The following is a 14,608-nucleotide window of genomic DNA, read 5'->3' as shown; positions in this document are numbered from 1 at the left end:
CCCGCCATGCGCGACCGCATCAATCAGGACCTGAAAACCGCGATGCTCGCGAAGGACAAGCAGCGGACCGGCACGCTGCGGCTGATCTCCGCAGCAATCAAGGATCGCGACATCCTGGCGCGCGGCGCCGGAACGACTGCGGCAAGCGATTCGGAACTGATCGACCTGCTCGCCAAGATGGTGAAGCAGCGGCAGGAATCAGCCAGGATCTATGAAGACAACGCGCGCCCTGAGCTCGCTGCGCAGGAAAGGGCCGAGATCACCGTGATCGAGGAATATCTGCCGCGCCAGCTCGACGAAGCAGGCGTGAAGGCGGCGATCGACGCGGCCATCGCCGCCACCGGGGCCGTCGGCATCAAGGACATGGGCAAGGTCATGGGTGAGCTGAAGGCGCACCACGCCGGAGCTATGGATTTCGCAAAGGCCGGCGCGGCTGTGAAGGCTGCCCTGACCGCGTGACATCATGGAACTTCCGCCCGCCCTCAGATCGGCTGTCGAAGCCGCCTTAGCGGGCGTCTCGACGGACGAGCTGGCGGCGAGCGCCTCCGCCCTCTCCGCGCGCTATCGCGCCGAACTGCGCGACGGCCGCTTCCACGTCGATGCCGACGCCGCCGCCCGCGCCTATCTCGCCGCCCGCCTGCCGGCGACCTATGCCGCCACCCGTGCCGCAATGGGCGCGGCGGACGAACGACTTCCCTACTTCAAGCCCGCCAGCCAGCTCGATATCGGCGCAGGCCCTGGTACGGCTGTCTTCGCAGCCGCGGATTGCTGGCCGTCGCTGGCCCGGGCAACGCTGATTGAGGGCAGCGCCGCGATGCGCCATCAGGGCGAGCGGCTCGCGAGTGGCGCGCCCCTCGCCCGCAATTGGCAGGCTGCCGACTTTGCCGCGGGGCTCCCGAGCCTTGCGCAGCACGACCTCGTGACCATCACCTATGTGCTCGACGAACTGGAGCCATCACTGCGGACGAAACTCGTCGCCGCCGCCTGGACGGCCACGACGGGGCTTCTCCTCATCGTCGAACCCGGCACGCCGGCCGGCTGGCAGCGCATCCTCGACGCCCGCTCCGCGCTGATCGAGGCGGGTGCAAACATTGTCGCCCCATGTCCGCATGAGGCGCCCTGCCCCCTCTCGGCCCCCGACTGGTGCCACTTCGCGGCCCGTGTCGCACGCAGCCGGGTGCATCTTCGAACGAAGAACGCCTCAGTGCCCTTCGAGGACGAGAAATTCATCTATCTGGCGGCGAGCCGCATCCCTGCCGAAACACGACCAGCCCGCATCCTCGCCCCGCCGCGCGCCGGCAGCGGCCGCGTCCAGCTCAAGCTCTGCCGCCCGGACGGAACCCGCGCTGACCGCCTCGTTACCCGCCGCGAGGGCGACGTCTTTCGGGAGGCGCGGCGCGCCGATTGGGGCGATGTATTCACGGCCGTAGAAGTCGGCGGGGGATAGCAGGGATAAGTCAGCACGGACTTTGCATTGCGGGGTGCAAATCCCTACATAATCGGCAGTTCAGCAAGGCCGATCATGCGCTTTTCGCCCTCCTTCCTCGATGATATCCGCGCTCGGCTGCCGCTTTCGAGCGTCATCGGCCCGCGCGTGTCGTGGGACCGGCGGAAGTCGCAGCCGGCCAAGGGCGATTATTGGGCCTGCTGCCCGTTTCATGGCGAAAAGTCGCCCTCGTTCCACGCCGACGACCGCAAAGGCCGCTATCACTGCTTCGGCTGCGGCGTCTCCGGCGATCACTTCACCTTTCTGACCGAGCATGAGGGACTATCCTTTCCCGAGGCCGTCGAGCGCCTGGCGGCCGACGCCGGTCTCGCGCTGCCGGCGCGCGACGAGCGCGCCGAGGCGCAGGAAAAGGTCCGCGCGTCGCTGCATGAAGTCATGGAGCTTGCCTGCCGCTTCTTCGAGGACGGGCTGCAGGCCCGCGACGGCGCCAATGCACGGGGCTATCTCTCGGGCCGTGATCTCGGGCCGGACATCCAGCGCAGATTCCGCCTCGGCTATGCCCGGTCCAGCCGCAACGCCTTGAAGGAGCATCTCGCCGCCAAGGGCGTCAGCCACGACGACATGGTCGCGACGGGCCTCCTCATAGCCGGCGACGACATCCCAGTTTCCTTCGACCGCTTCCGCGACCGCGTGATGTTTCCGATCACAGATTTCCGCGGACGGATCGTCGCCTTTGGCGGACGGGCGCTCTCGCCCGATGCGCAGGCGAAATATCTGAACTCGCCGGAGACTGTTCTCTTCAAGAAGGGGGACCTCCTCTACAACGGTTTCGAGGCGCGGAAGGCCGTTCAGGCGGCCGGCACTCTGGTCGTCGTCGAGGGCTATGTCGACGTCATCTCCATGGTCGTCGCCGGCTTCGGCCACACCGTCGCGCCGCTCGGGACGGCGCTGACCGAGCACCAACTCGAGCTTCTCTGGCGCCAGACGCCGGAGCCGATCCTCTGTTTCGATGGCGACAAGGCCGGCCTTCGCGCTGCTTATCGCGCGGTGGATCTCGCGCTGCCGGCGCTGAAGCCGGGTCGGTCGATCCGTTTCGCCCTTTTGCCCGAGGGCCAGGATCCCGACGATCTCGTCCGCCATTCCGGCCGTGCTGCCATGGCCGACATCCTCGCGTCGGCGAAGCCACTGGTCGAGATGATCTGGACGCGCGAGACGGACCAGGGCGGCTTCGAGACGCCCGAACGCCGCGCAGCCTTCGAGGCTAAGCTGCGCGACATCGCCCGTTCGGTCGGCGACGAGACCGTGCGCCGCCACTATGAGCAAGCGCTCTCCGAACGCGCCCGCGCCTTTTTCGGCGGCGATGCGCGCGAGGGAAATCGTCGCGGCGGCGGGCCGAGACAGTCATCATTCCGGCGCGGAAAGGGCGACGGCCCAGCCGACGCCCGCTATGTGCCGACCTTCCGCATGCAGGCGCCGCCGATTTCCGCCGCGCTACAGCAGATACGCAGCCGGCCGGTCGCAGGCCTCCGCGAGACGGTCCTCGTAATGACCATGGCGCATCATCCCGCGCTCATTGCCGACCACTTCGATGCGTTTGCACATATCGAGTTGACGAATCGCGACCTTGACTCTCTTCGCTCGCAAATCCTAGAGATTGCGGCCGAAGATCCGCATGTCGGTTCCGGGGACTTGATGCAGAGGCTGATGGGCGCGGGATTTGGCGAACTGGTGGAACGATTGGATCGTCATCTGAAGCTGGGCGGCATCTGGCAGGCAGAGGCCGGCGCGCCCGAACAGGACGCGCTCGACGGCTGGCTCCAGGCGCTCACCTTGCATCGGAAGGCGCGCACGTTACATAAGGAATTAAAGGATGCCGAGGCTGCCCTCGCCTCCGAGCCGAGCGACGCCAATCTGGCCCACCTCGTCGACATCCAGAAGCAGATGGCGAACAGCGAAGGCACCGAGGCCCTAATCGAGGGGTTCGGCGCGACGTCCGGCCGCCGGCTCGGCACTGTCTAGGTGCCCGGATGAACCGGATGGTTAGGCGTCACTTAAGACACGAAGCCTATTTCTGACGAAGGCGATTCGCGGTCCGGGAGTTTCATCCCGAGGCCGTTGCACTAAATCGGCGGTTTGCGGGCGCGACGGTGATCGACTGGCGCCCCGCCCCGCTCATACGGAGAAGAGCATGGCGACGAAGGTTCAGGAGAACGAAGAGGCCCAGGAGGCGACGTCCGAGCCCCAGGACGGACCGCTTCTGGACCTCTCCGATGCCGCCGTCAAGCGGATGATCAAGGTCGCCAAGAAGCGCGGATTCGTCACCTATGACGAACTGAATTCCGTGCTGCCGTCCGAACAGGTCGGTTCCGAGCAGATCGAGGATATTCTCTCGATGCTCTCGGAAATGGGCATCAACGTCATCGAGGCGGACGAAGTCGAGGAGGCCGAGGAAACGGCCGCCGACGCGGAGGAAGAGGCTGGCGAACTCGCCGAATCGACCGGCACCGCCGTCGCGAAGACGACGACTGCGCGCGAGCCGACCGACCGCACCGACGACCCCGTCCGCATGTATCTGCGCGAAATGGGCTCGGTGGAACTGCTGTCGCGCGAGGGCGAAATTGCCATTGCGAAGCGCATCGAAGCTGGCCGCGAGACGATGATCGCCGGGCTCTGCGAAAGCCCGCTGACTTTCCAGGCCATCATCATCTGGAAAGAGGAGCTTGCCGAGGGCAAAATTCTCCTGCGCGACATCATCGACCTCGAAGCGACCTATGCCGGCCCCGACGCCAAGAACGCGCCGATCGCCGGCCCGGGCGGCGAATTCACCGAGGAAAGCGAAGAGGCCGAGCCGCCGATCCCCACGGAAGGCGAAGGCGACGACGAAGACGACATGGAAAACAACATGTCGCTCGCCGCCATGGAGGCCGAGCTGAAGCCGAAGGTCGTCGAGACCTTCGAGAACGTCGCCGAGAACTACAAGAAGCTGCGCCGCCTGCAGGACCAGCTCGTCGAAGGCCGTCTCAAGAACGAGACGCTCTCGCCCTCGCAGGAGCGTCGCTACAAGAAGCTCAAGGACGACATCATCGTCGAGGTGAAGTCGCTGTCGCTCAACCAGCACCGCATCGATTCGCTGGTCGAGCAGCTTTACGACATCAACAAGCGTCTCATCACCTCCGAGGGCAAACTGCTCCGTCTCGCCGAGAGCTACCGTGTTTCGCGCGAGGAATTCCTGCGCGAATACCAGGGCTCTGAGCTTGATCCGAATTGGCTCCGTCGCATCGCCAATCTCGGCGGCCGCGGCTGGAAGGACTTCGTCACCAACGGCAAGGACCGGATCCGCGAATTGCGCGGCGAGATCCAGCAGATGGCGACCGAGACTGGTCTAGAGCCGTTTGAATATCGCCGCATCGTGCACATGGTGCAGAAGGGCGAGAAGGAAGCACGTCAGGCCAAGAAGGAGATGGTCGAGGCCAATCTCCGCCTCGTGATCTCAATCGCGAAGAAATACACGAACCGCGGCCTGCAGTTCCTTGATCTCATTCAGGAAGGCAATATCGGCCTGATGAAGGCGGTCGACAAGTTCGAGTATCGCCGCGGCTATAAGTTCTCGACCTATGCCACCTGGTGGATTCGCCAGGCGATCACCCGTTCGATCGCCGACCAGGCCCGCACGATCCGCATCCCCGTGCACATGATCGAGACGATCAACAAGATCGTCCGTACCTCGCGCCAGATGCTGCATGAGATCGGCCGCGAGCCGACGCCGGAAGAGCTGGCCGAGAAGCTGGCGATGCCGCTCGAAAAGGTCCGCAAGGTCCTGAAGATCGCCAAGGAGCCGATCAGCCTCGAGACGCCGATCGGCGACGAGGAGGATTCGCATCTCGGCGACTTCATCGAAGACAAGATGGCGATCCTGCCGATCGACGCGGCGATCCAGTCGAACCTGCGCGAGACGACGACGCGCGTGCTGGCGTCGCTGACGCCGCGCGAAGAACGCGTGCTGCGCATGCGCTTCGGCATCGGCATGAACACCGATCACACGCTGGAAGAAGTTGGCCAGCAGTTCTCGGTGACGCGTGAGCGCATCCGCCAGATCGAGGCGAAGGCGCTGCGCAAGCTCAAGCACCCGAGCCGCTCGCGCAAGCTGCGGAGCTTCCTCGACAACTAGGCGTTTCAATATCGACGCTTGATCGAAAGGCCGCTCGCGAGGGCGGCCTTTCTTATTTAGGATGGCTTGAGCCCCTGTGCGGTCGCTCCGCCCGCATGTCTCGAACGCGGCGCGCATGGCAGACGGTGCAGGACCGACCAAGAACCAGTGATTGCGAGTGAGGAGCGCGGCCGATGATTGGATTTCTGAAAGGCCTGTTTGGCGGCAAGGACAAGCAGGACACATCGTCGGACGAGGGCGTCGAATATAAGGGCCATGTCATCCGCCCGACACCGATGAAGGCGGGCGCGCAGTACCAGACTGCCGGCCTCATCGAAAAGGAGATTGGCGGGACGCTGAAGAGCTACCGCTTCGTGCGCGTCGACAAGCATGCGAGCCGCGAAGACGCCGTTGCGCTGATCATCATCAAGGGACAGCAGATCATCGACGAACAAGGTGATCGCATCTACGTCGATCTCGGTTGACGAACCAGCGCGCTTGATGAACTAGACCACGCGGCACTCGGTTCGCCCGGGTACAACCGAATTTGAGTTCTGCCTGTTCGGGCCGGCGTCATGCGCCGGCCCGTTTTTTCGTCCGGTCAGGGCGCGGCGCAACCGCCATCCGGCTGAGCGACCATGCCCTCCGGGCAGCTCTCGCGATGCTTGTTCGGCCGCTCACCGCCCCGTTCGCCTCTCGGCGCCTCTCCGACCGGCGGAGCAGCCTCGGGCTGCGGCGCTGGCTCGGCGGCCGGCGCCGGCGCCTCGGGCTGCGGCACGGGCTCAGCCGCAGGCGCCGGCGGTTCTGGCTGTCGCGCTGGCTCTGCGGCCGGCGGAGCGGGTTCGGGCTGCGGTGCTGGCTCGGCGGCCGGTGCCGGCGGCTCGGGCGACGGTGTCGGCTCCGCTGCCGGCGGGGGAGCCTCGGGCTGCGGCGCGGCCTGTTCCGGCGGCTTCTGACGCTTCGGCCTTGCGGGTCGCTCTTCAGCCGGCGGAACAGCTTCGGGCTGCGGTGCTGGCTCGGCAGCCGGTGCCGGAGGCTCAGGCTGAGGCGCAGCCTCCCCGGGCGGAGCGGCCTCTGGCTGTGGGGGTGACTCTGGCTCGGCGGCAGGCGCTGGCGGCTCTGGCGGCGGTACAGCCTGCTCGGCCGGCTTCTGGCGCTTCGGCCGCGCGGGAGGCTGCTCGGCCGGCGGAACGGCTTCGGGCTGCGGCGCTGCCTCGGCAGCAGGCGCCGGCGGCTGGGGTTGGCTCGCGGGCTGTTCAACCGGCCTTTCGCGCTTCGGCGGCTTCGGACTTGCCGGCGCGGGCTCAGATGCCGGCGCGGGCGGCGGAGGCGGGATGCTCGGCGCGGCTGGGGCCGCAGGCGGCGGAGGCGCAGGCTCAGCAGGTGTCGACGGTTCGGCACGCGGCGGCTGCGGCTGATCGGGCTGCGGCGGCTGTTGGCCGGCTGGCGGCTGGGGCTTTGGCTCCGCCGCCACCTTCTCAAGAACGGACTGCGCCCTCGCCTCACGCTCCTTGCGCAACTGGTCCTGCTGCGCCTGACGCTCCGCCTCGGCCTTCTTCACGGCCGCGTCGATCTCGGTCTGGCGGCTCGCGGAGGCTTGGCGCTGCTGCTCGACGAGCGCCGCCTTCTCGGCATTGAGCCGGTTGATCTCGGCCTGCCACGCGCCGCCATCTTGCTGGCGGCTGTCATCGAGCGTCTGCCGTTCGGCAGGCGCGAGCACCGACAGCAGCGCCGCCGAAACGGCATCGGTGCCCGAGCCGCTCTGAGGAACGAATTGACGGATCAGGCTGCGGTCCTCGCGCGGCACGTCGTTGACGTAGCGGTCCGGTCGACGGTTGAAATTGCCGTCGTCAATCTGTGGCCGAAACACGCCGATGCGGCCGCTGCGGTTGTCCTCGAAGATATCGTCCTGCTGGTCGACATAGACGATTTCGCGCGAGGGCTGCGACGGTCGACCGACGGGGTCATTGTAGAAGCGACCGTCCTGCCAGCGCGGCCGGCGGACATCCTGGGCACGGCCGAGATAGTCGCCGATCTCGTCGATCGGAACCGCGCGGCGGCCGATATCGGCACCGCCAAAGGCGCGCTGATCGACGAAGACCCAGCTTTCGGCCACGGGCGGCTGATAGCGGCGCGGCATGCCATATGCATAGCCCTTCCGGTCGGGCGCGACGGGAGCCCAGCCGACAGAGCCGCCGCCGGTGCGGAACGTCACCCAGGCCGGCGACCAGACGTCGCCCGGCACCCAGAACCAGCCATAAGCCGGGCTGTAGTCCCAGCGACCGTAGTGATAGGTCGCCCAGCCAAAGGGCTCGTTCGACTGCCAATACCAGCCATAGTCATCGGTCCAGACCCACTGTCCCTCCTGATAAGGCCGCCAGCCGGCACCGCGCCGGTCCGGCACGAACACATAGCCATAGGCGCGGTCCGCAACCCACTGGCCGTAAGGCGCCAGCGCGTCGAAGAAATAGTCGATATCGCCGGTGGGCTGATTTGCCTGATACGGCGCGCTGGCTACGGGGATCGGAGACGGAGCCGGCTTTACCGTCACGGGGCGCGGACGGGGGCGCGGTGGCGTCACAGCAGCGGTTTGAGCGACGGGCAACGGCTTCGCCGGCTGCGCGACGGGCGTCGCTGCCGGCGTTTCCGCTTGCGCCTGCGGCGCTTCCGCGACCGGTTCGGGCGCTGGCGCCGGCGGATTCTTCGGCGCGATCTGGATCGAATAAGGAACCTCGATCACACCGGTCAGAACGCCCGCACTGGCAACCGCGACACCACCGATAACGGCAGCTCCTGCAAGACCCCAAATATTCATGCGACACCATCCTTTGTTGCCCGCCGTTCAAACCCCGACGGGCCGATTCGCTCCCGAGGAGGCACCAACAAAGCGGCGACGGCACGACAGTCGTAAGGCGCTCTGCGGCGAAACTGGCGGCATGCATGCGGCAATGCGGCTGAACGGGGCCTGAATGGCGGGGCCGGGCAGCCGTTGTCGCCAGAGCTTGGCGTCGAACGCCGCTGATGCGATCCTAACGCGAGCCGACCCCACCATCGGAACCTCCAATGCTCTTCCGCCAACGTCTCCGCGTGATCGCCACCCTCGTCCTCGCCGCGTCCTTCGCGGCTTCGGCTGCGGTCGCCGCGCCGCTCCGCCTTCCGCCGCAGAAGGATCAGCTGTTCGCCTTTCCGGGCATTCTGCAGACGCAGAATGACGGGGACTTCGTCGTCGTTGCCTATGACAAGCAACGCGACATCCATGTCCGCGACGAGGTGCCGGAAAAGAAGGTGCAGTGGAAATATGTCGACACAGGCGTGAACTGGCAGCAGCGCCATGTCGACTACAAGGGGGGCGGTGGCCGGAACCTGCGAACGGTGGTCGTCGGCCCCGCTGACAAGCCGGCCTCGATGATCGTGGTCTTCCTGCACGGCCAGAACGGAACGCGCTTCCTCGGCGCCGACGACTGGAGCTTTGGCGGCAATTTCAACCGCATCAAGAACATGGTTGTCAAAGCGGGCGGCGTCTATCTCTCGCCTGATTTCACCGATTTTGGCGCCAAGGGAGCGGCCGACGTCAAGGCGTTGATGATGCAATATGCGCGTCTCTCACCCGGCGCGCCGATCTTCCTCGCCTGCGGCTCCTATGGCGGGAAGCTGTGCTGGGCGCTCGCCGACGACCCGCAGGCCTCCTCGCTGCTTTCCGGCATGCTGCTGATGGGCACGATGCCCGACGAGGGCTTCCTGTCGAGCGCGGCGTTGAAGCGTGGAAGGCCCATACCGCTCTATTTCGGCCATGGCAGCGATGACAACGTCTTCGCCTGGCAGGATCAGGCCGGCTTCTTCGAGCAGATCCGCAATGCAGTGCCCGGCTACCCGTCGAAATTCGTGCTGTTCCAGACCGGCAGTCACGGCACGCCGATTCGCATGACTGACTGGCGCGCCACGATCAACTGGATGCTCCAGGTCGACGGCTACTAGCGCAGTTCCGAGATCTGCTCGGCCGGCTCGTCCGCTGCGGCCAGCGTTGCATCGGCGGCGGCCGACGTATCCACCGTCACGACGACAGACATGCCGGGCCGCAGGCCATCGGCAGCCGCCTGGCCGGGGTCGATCTCGATTCGGGCCGAGATGCGTTGCGGCACCTTGGTGAAGTTGCCCGTCGCATTGTCGGCCTTGATGACGCTGAACTCCGAGCCTGCGGCCGGGGCGAAATGGATGACCCGGCCCGTGAAGGTTTGTCTGACGAGCGCATCGACCGTGAAGCGGGCCGGCTGGCCGACGGCCATGCGGCCGACTTGCGTCTCCTTGAAGTTGGCGATGACCCAGGCGGCATCGGGCGTCACTGACGTGAGTGAGGTGCCGGCGGCGACATACTGGCCGACGCGAACGCCAACCTCTCCGAGGCGTCCATCGACCGGTGCCACGACCTTCAGATTGCCGAGCGTGATCCTCGCAAGCGAGACCGCCGCTTCCGCGCTCGCAACCGCTGCCTCCAGCGAGGGGCGACCCGCGTCGACCAGAGCCACGTTCTGTTCGGCGATTCCGATATTGGCATTGGCCTGCGCAACGGCCGCGTCAGCCTGCTGCAACGCGACATGGGCCTGATCGCCCGTCGACTGCGACGTGATGCCCTTTGTGACCAGCGAGGCCGTGCGTGTTGAATCAAGCTTCGCTTTCTCGAGCCCGGCCTCGGCGCTCAGCAGTTGCGCCTTGGCGAGGTCGAGGCTCGCGACCTTGGCAGCGCGGTTGGCCGAGAAGCTGTCGAGCGACGCCTTCGCCGTCTGGAGCCCGGCCTCGGCAGACGCCAGTTGCTCATGCGCCGTGCGGTCGTCGATCTCGACCAGGACGTCGCCCTGTCTCACCGGCTGATAGTCGCGGACATGAACGGCCGTGACCGTCCCGGCGCCCTGTGCCGATAGCAGCGTCACCTGGCCGCGCACATAGGCATTATCCGTCGAGACAACGGTCGAATTGAAGGGTGGCAGTTGCCAGGCATAAAGGACCAGCAGCGCGCCGGCGATGCCGGCAAGGCCGATGACATAAGGGATCTTGGAACGGAAGAATTTGGACATGATGGTTCTTCTTGGTTTCAAACGCTCGCCAGGGCTGGCGGTGCGGCGCGCCAGGAGATGACGATCTGATGGGAGATCAGGACGAACATGGCGCAGACAGCGAGCACGGCGATCAGCAGGAAGAGATCGTCGTAGGCGAGGACGGTTGCCTCCTGCGTTGCGGCCCTGCCGAGCAGGATGGCCCCTTCGGCGCTGCGCAGCGCGGGGTCTGACAGCACCTTGCCATAGGCGCCTGCATAGGCCTGGACCCGCTGGACGACGAACGGGTTGACCGCCGTCAGATGCTCAACGAGCGCGCTGGAATGGAACTTCTCACGCATGGTGACGAAAGTGCCGAGCGCGGCCGAGCCGATAAGGCCGCCAAGCGTCTGCGTGCCGATGAAGACGATCAGAAAACTGACGATCGCATTGCCGCCGCGCGCCAGCGCCTGTCCGAAGCCGACCTGAAGGGCGGGTGGCAGGAACATGGCGCCGGCAAAGGCCATCATGGCCTGCGTGACATAGAACTGCGCTGGCCGCGAAAGATTGGTCGCGTGCGAATCGAGGAAGGCGGCGGAGGCGATCAGCACCAGCGCGGTCAGGTGGATGGCCGGTGTGCGACCCGGTCCCATCAGCAGGCTGGTGACGACGAGTCCGCTCACTGTCGCGCCGAGGATGATCCAGTAGAGCATCGCGAGCTGATCGTTCAAAAGCCCGAGCGAGGTGAAGAGGCCGACCACGCCTGTCGTCTGTTCGGCCAGCAGCAGGCGGAAGACCAGCAGCGATCCGGCGAAGATCAGCATTTCCGAACTGGACAGCCATTTGAGGTCGATCATCGGATGAGCACGCTGCGATTCGAGGATCAGCACAGCGGTCAGCGCCAGAATGCCAATGGCAGCGAGAACGCCGAGCCACGGCGTGTCGAACCACCAGTAGAGCCGGCCGAGGGTCAACAGCACGGCAAAGGCGCCGGAGCCGATCGCCAGCAACGGGAAGCTGAGGAGATCGAGGCGATCGAACACTTTCTGACGCGGCGGATGGCTGATCGGCAGCAGGAAGACGATGGCGAGGCTCATCAGAGCAAGGCCCGTCTCAAGCAGATAGAGGCCATGCCAACGTCCGAGCTCGAGCAGATCCGGCGAGATGACGCGCGCGAGCGGGACGGCGATCTGACCGCCGAGCAAGCCGAAGCAGATGCCAACGGTCAGCTTCTTCGCCGGCTTCATCACTTCAAGCATGTAGAAGAAGGCAAGCGTCGACAGCGGCGCGGCGGCGACGCCCATCGCGGCCCGCACCACGACAGCGGATCTGAGATCGTCCGCGAAAAGATGAGCCGCCGTCACCAGCACATAGACGAGCAGGCCCAGCTCCGCGAAGCGGCGAAGGCCGAACTCGGTACGCACCTTGTAGAGCAGGATCGTACCGGCCAGGTTGGTCGACATATAAGCCGCAATCAGCCAGTTGCTTTCGATCTGCGTGACGCCGAGCGAGCCTTGGATGCCGGAAAGATTGGCAGTGACGAGGTTGATGCCGAGACCCTGCGTCACGCCGAGGAAGACCGAGGCCGCGCCATAGAGGACGACGCGCCAGGCCGGGATCGCAGCCGTCGCCGGAAGAGGTGCGGCAGGCGGGGTCGCGACGGGCAGAGGTTGCCGCGGGGTCTCCTCCTCCGGTGCAAGGGCAAGTGCAGCGCTCATTGGGCGACCTCGGCGGAGCGGATGTCGGCCTCGCGCGCCAGCCCCGCGATATTGGCGAGAATCTGCGTCAGGACGCGGTCGGCAATTGCTAGTTCGCCCGGATCGATGCCCGCGACGACAGCGGCGGCGATCTCATCGATCGCGATGGAAACGCGCTCTGCGACGGGCCGGCCGGTCTCGGTGAGCACGATCTCCTTGGCGCGGCGATCACCGACAACCGCGCGGCGCTCGATCAGATGGGCCTGCTCGAGGCCATCGAAGAGGCGAACGGCGGTCGGATGCTCGACATCGAGCAGCGCCGTCAGCTCGGTCTGCGTCATGGTGCTGCGCGCCTTGGCGAGCTGGAGCATGACGCGGCCGCGGGCAAGCGTCAGGTCGAGACGCCGGAACCGCTGGTCGCAATAGGTGCGCAACAAGCGGCTGACTTGCGACAGCGTAGCGAGGAAATCCGTGGGAACTGCCATGGTGATCTCGAATAGGACGCCTTAATTGTAGTTACCTACATATCGACCTCAATTTTCATAAGTCAAGCATATCATATGCTCGACTTGTAATTTCCGTGGTGGTTATCTTCAGGGGGCGTTCGGCTTGTGACCAGGAGCCAGCGCCTCGACCGCGATTGCCGCGGCCGCTTCAGCCAACCGGGCCTCCCGCGCCTCGTCTTCGGCAAAGTGCTCGCCAAGGGCGCTCTCTATGCGCGAGAGAATCGTCGTCAGCTCGTTTGTGCGCAGGTGCTCAAGCTTTTCACGCAATTCCGCGATCTCGATCTCGGACCGGAGATTGACTTCATAATCGAGCTGCGCAGCCAGACGGTCCTTATTGGCCTGTCTGTTCTGCGACATCATGATGATCGGCGCCTGAATCGCAGCAACCATCGAAAGCATCAAGTTGAGAAAGATATAGGGATAGGGATCGAAGGGTCGCCCCCATTCGACGAGCAGGATGGAGTTCAGAGCGACCCATCCGAGAATGATGAGGCCGAAGGCGACGATGAAGCCCCAGGACCCGCCGATCGCCGCAACCTGATCGGACAGTCGCTCACCGAAGGTAAGCTGTTGTTCGAATTCGCGGTTGACGTTGCGCGTCACAGTCTGGCGACGCGCCACCTGCTCCAGCAATTTGCGATCATGCGCCGAGAGGCTGGCCGTGCCATTGGCGAGCAGCCGTTCGGCCAGCTCGCGGATCGCGAGATCGCTCATCTGCGCCTAGATATCGCCCGAAAACGTGTCGCAGGACTTCATGTCGCCAGTTTGATAGCCGCGCTTGAACCAGGCGCTCCGCTGAGCCGAGGTGCCGTGCGTGAAGCTGTCCGGCACAACATAGCCCTGGCTGCGCTTTTGGATGGTGTCGTCGCCGATCTGCGTCGCGGCATTCAGCGCCTCGTCGATGTCACCTGCCTCCAGCATGCCCTTCTGGTCCGTCTTGTTGGCCCAGATCCCGGCGAAGCAGTCGGCCTGCAGTTCGACGCGCACTGACATTTCGTTGGCCTCGGAGCGGCTGGCCGACTGGCGCTGGCGGTTGAATTCGGGCAACACGCCGATGAGATCCTGCACGTGATGGCCAACCTCATGCGCGATCACATAGGCCTGCGCGAAATCGCCCGGCGCGCCGAAGCGACTCTTGAGCTCGTCATAGAAGGCCAGGTCGATATAGACCTTGCCATCGTTCGGGCAATAGAACGGACCCGAAGCGGCGCTGGCCGCACCGCAGGCCGAACCGATCTGGCCGCTAAACAGCACCAGCGGCGTTGGCTTGTAGCTGCGATTGCTGGCGGCGAAGATATCGGTCCAGACATCCTCGGTGCTTCCCAGCACCTTGGCGACGAAGGTCTTGCCGGCGTCGGACGCGCCGCCATTGGTCGAGGTCTGGGAAGGAGTCGATGGTGATGATGGCTGGGTGCTTTCGCTCTGTGTATAGCTGTCGCCGCCCGTCAACATGGCCAACATCTGGAGCGGATTGATCCCGAAAACGAAATACCCGATGCCGATCAGGACCGCGATTGTGACGAGCGAGCCACCGCGGAGCGGGATGCCCCTGCCCATGCCCGCCTGACGATAGCCGCCACCGCCGAGCCCGCCGCTATCACCGCGGCGATCCTCGACATTGCTGGATTCGCGCTGTCCGCCGAGCCGCATATCATTATCCCCCGAAGCGTGGCACGCGCCACGACCACTGTTCCGGCGGCGCCCCTGCTGGAATGCACGGTACTGCCGCTGCCCACAGCGCATCAAGCCCGTCACGGCTGCAAGGTTCCGGGGGTTCCCCCTCC

12 protein-coding genes are annotated in these 14,608 nt (G+C 65.4%); 6 read left to right on the top strand and 6 right to left on the bottom strand.

The window, feature by feature from the left end; genetic code table 11:
• Positions 1-6: 6 nt before the first annotated feature.
• The 5 genes from BUB39_RS07780 (at position 7) to BUB39_RS07760 (ending at position 6,079) form a co-directional block, all read left to right on the top strand.
• Entirely contained in the window at positions 7-459 is a 453-nt protein-coding gene (locus tag BUB39_RS07780; protein ID WP_073052348.1) for a GatB/YqeY domain-containing protein, read from the top strand.
• A 4-nt stretch (positions 460-463) separates the two neighbouring features.
• Positions 464-1,447 (top strand): small ribosomal subunit Rsm22 family protein, encoded by a 984-nt coding sequence (locus tag BUB39_RS07775; protein WP_073052347.1) that lies wholly within the window; start codon positions 464-466, stop codon positions 1,445-1,447.
• A gap of 75 nt (positions 1,448-1,522) precedes the next feature.
• Positions 1,523-3,466: a DNA primase gene (gene dnaG, locus BUB39_RS07770; protein WP_073052346.1), complete on the top strand. Its 1,944-nt coding sequence runs from the start codon at positions 1,523-1,525 to the stop codon at positions 3,464-3,466.
• A 169-nt stretch (positions 3,467-3,635) separates the two neighbouring features.
• Positions 3,636-5,615: an RNA polymerase sigma factor RpoD gene (gene rpoD / locus BUB39_RS07765; protein ID WP_073052345.1), complete on the top strand. Its 1,980-nt coding sequence runs from the start codon at positions 3,636-3,638 to the stop codon at positions 5,613-5,615.
• A 173-nt stretch (positions 5,616-5,788) separates the two neighbouring features.
• Positions 5,789-6,079 (top strand): HlyU family transcriptional regulator, encoded by a 291-nt coding sequence (locus BUB39_RS07760; protein ID WP_139251377.1) that lies wholly within the window; start codon positions 5,789-5,791, stop codon positions 6,077-6,079.
• 116 nt (positions 6,080-6,195) lie between these two features.
• On the opposite strand, the gene BUB39_RS07755 is transcribed toward BUB39_RS07760, so the two are convergent.
• On the bottom strand, positions 6,196-8,409 hold the full coding sequence (locus BUB39_RS07755) for an OmpH family outer membrane protein (RefSeq protein WP_073052344.1): 2,214 nt from the start codon (positions 8,407-8,409) through the stop codon (positions 6,196-6,198).
• A gap of 248 nt (positions 8,410-8,657) precedes the next feature.
• On the opposite strand from BUB39_RS07755, the gene BUB39_RS07750 reads away from it, so the two are divergent.
• Positions 8,658-9,569: an alpha/beta hydrolase family protein gene (locus BUB39_RS07750; RefSeq protein ID WP_073052343.1), complete on the top strand. Its 912-nt coding sequence runs from the start codon at positions 8,658-8,660 to the stop codon at positions 9,567-9,569.
• Here BUB39_RS07750 and BUB39_RS07745 read toward each other — a convergent pair.
• From BUB39_RS07745 to ypfJ, 5 genes are all read right to left on the bottom strand, one after another.
• Positions 9,566-10,663, bottom strand: a complete 1,098-nt coding sequence (locus BUB39_RS07745) for an HlyD family secretion protein (protein ID WP_073052342.1) — start codon at positions 10,661-10,663, stop codon at positions 9,566-9,568. The genes BUB39_RS07750 and BUB39_RS07745 overlap by 4 nt on opposite strands.
• A 17-nt stretch (positions 10,664-10,680) precedes the next feature.
• The gene (locus tag BUB39_RS07740) at positions 10,681-12,339 is read right to left on the bottom strand and encodes an efflux MFS transporter permease (protein WP_084526986.1); all 1,659 of its coding nucleotides are present in this window, start codon (positions 12,337-12,339) and stop codon (positions 10,681-10,683) included.
• Positions 12,336-12,803 carry a MarR family winged helix-turn-helix transcriptional regulator gene (locus BUB39_RS07735; RefSeq protein WP_073052341.1) on the bottom strand — a complete coding sequence of 156 codons (468 nt, stop codon included), beginning with the start codon at positions 12,801-12,803 and terminating at the stop codon, positions 12,336-12,338. Before BUB39_RS07735 ends, BUB39_RS07740 begins: the two co-directional genes overlap by 4 nt.
• A gap of 108 nt (positions 12,804-12,911) precedes the next feature.
• Complete coding sequence (locus BUB39_RS07730; RefSeq protein ID WP_073052340.1) at positions 12,912-13,538, bottom strand: DUF1003 domain-containing protein; 627 nt, start codon at positions 13,536-13,538, stop codon at positions 12,912-12,914.
• Between the two features lie 6 nt (positions 13,539-13,544).
• Positions 13,545-14,474 (bottom strand): KPN_02809 family neutral zinc metallopeptidase, encoded by a 930-nt coding sequence (gene ypfJ, locus BUB39_RS07725; RefSeq protein WP_073052339.1) that lies wholly within the window; start codon positions 14,472-14,474, stop codon positions 13,545-13,547.
• Between the last annotated feature and the right edge of the window lie 134 nt (positions 14,475-14,608).

Source organism: Kaistia soli DSM 19436, from assembly GCF_900129325.1.
In the GTDB taxonomy this organism is placed as follows: Bacteria; Pseudomonadota; Alphaproteobacteria; order Rhizobiales; family Kaistiaceae; genus Kaistia; species Kaistia soli.
Note: the sequence above shows the minus strand (reverse complement) of the source record. Positions and strands in the feature narration are given on the sequence as shown.